The organism is Escherichia sp. AM3 (assembly GCF_032029835.1).
In the GTDB taxonomy this organism is placed as follows: domain Bacteria; phylum Pseudomonadota; class Gammaproteobacteria; order Enterobacterales; family Enterobacteriaceae; genus Escherichia; species Escherichia coli.
Map to the genome: position 1 here is coordinate 1 of NZ_JAVUPQ010000292.1, position 1404 is coordinate 1404.

Below are 1404 nucleotides of genomic sequence, written 5' to 3' on the forward strand. Positions count from 1 at the left end.
GAGTGATATTGATCTTCACTCTGTCATATCTCCGGTAATATGGCGTCAGGCTTCATCATCAGAAAGTGGGCCTGACGACTGAAACAGTGAACAACAGACAGTGTTCGGATTATCAATATTCAGTTTTTAACGTTGAACTGGATTCATTACTGCGTTGTTTAAGAATTTCCCGCGCCGAATCTGCCATTATCATGACTGCACCTGCCAGCATCAGAGTATCTTTCAATACCAGGCGACCAGCACCGGATAAATAAGGGAAACCATGATGAGCGTCACCCAATGCGGGTACCCATGCCTCCGGGGTGGTGATTAAAAATGAGAGTGTTACCAGCGGCGTGGTAAATGCCATCAGTCCTCCCAATAAACCTAACCAGCGATTGACAGGATTAGCCAAAACCAGCAGAGCAATAATCACCTCCACGACGCCAAGACCGTTGGAAAAACCATAGGTATTATTGGCCGTTTGCCATGCCCTTGCTTCTGGTTTGTATTCGCCTTCGTGAGTCAGATACTGTTTATAGTCTTCCGGGTGTTCATAAAAGAACGACATTAGTGGACTGTTTGCGACGAATGGTGTAATGCTGTCTGCCTCGTAAGGGACAAACTTTAATAAACCAATCCACATAAAAACAATTGCAATACTCAGACGAATCAATGTCAGGCCAATTTTATCTCCCCGACTTAACAGGTGCAGGTATTTTTCCATTGTGAACATCCTTATTTATACAATACTGCTGTTGCGGTTGAATTATTATCAATTCGCATCGATGTGACTTTCCAGGATGAAGCATTATATTTTCTGGCTATATCAGCAATGGTATCCTCCAGAACTGTCGGTGATGCTGATACTGACGAGACGCTGATATGTTTCAGAATTATTTTATCATCTGCATTGGTGGAAAATGCCATAACGCCAGATAATAGTGTTGCAAATAAAACAGATTTTTTAAACATATAAAATACCATCAATGAAGTGATTAAGAAGTTATAGAGTAACAGAGAATTAATAAGATTCTTTTCTCTGAGACGCCAGAATATTTGTTCTGGCGTCTGATTTTGAGTTTATTTGACTAATGAAAATAGATCATTGAGTGATTCGCTCATCGACGGATGAGTAAATATCTGATCGCGTAATATGCTATAAGGCAGCCCGGCATCCATCACCATTTTCACTATATTGATCATCTCGTGGGAGTCAACACACAGCAGTGATGCCCCTAACATACGTTGGGTTTTATTATCAACAATCGCTTTTAATACCCCACGAGTATCATTCATCACTCTGGCACGCGGAATTGCAGCTACAGGCAATGTCACCACCTGAATATCAGCACCACTCTCTCTGGCTTGTTCTTCTGTCATACCAACCCTGGACAGGGGCGGTGTCATAAATACGGAATAAGG

At 42.0% G+C, this 1404-nt stretch carries 2 protein-coding genes and 1 pseudogene; all 3 read right to left on the bottom strand.

The features are described from left to right. Positions 1-112: 112 nt before the first annotated feature. On the bottom strand, positions 113-706 hold the full coding sequence (rclC, locus tag RTW80_RS25220) for a reactive chlorine species resistance protein RclC (protein WP_001299021.1): 594 nt from the start codon (positions 704-706) through the stop codon (positions 113-115). Between the two features lie 11 nt (positions 707-717). Continuing rightward, positions 718-954 (bottom strand): reactive chlorine resistance periplasmic protein RclB, encoded by a 237-nt coding sequence (gene rclB, locus RTW80_RS25225; protein ID WP_000474084.1) that lies wholly within the window; start codon positions 952-954, stop codon positions 718-720. Positions 955-1062: 108 nt separating this feature from the next. Further along, positions 1063-1404: pseudogene (locus RTW80_RS25230) on the bottom strand (pyridine nucleotide-disulfide oxidoreductase); the annotation flags it as partial.

Excerpts from the sequence above, each read along its gene's own strand:
- rclC (WP_001299021.1), bottom strand. The coding sequence starts at position 706 with ATGGAAAAATACCTGCACCTGTTAAGTCGGGGAGATAAAATTGGCCTG.
- rclB (WP_000474084.1), bottom strand. The coding sequence starts at position 954 with ATGTTTAAAAAATCTGTTTTATTTGCAACACTATTATCTGGCGTTATG.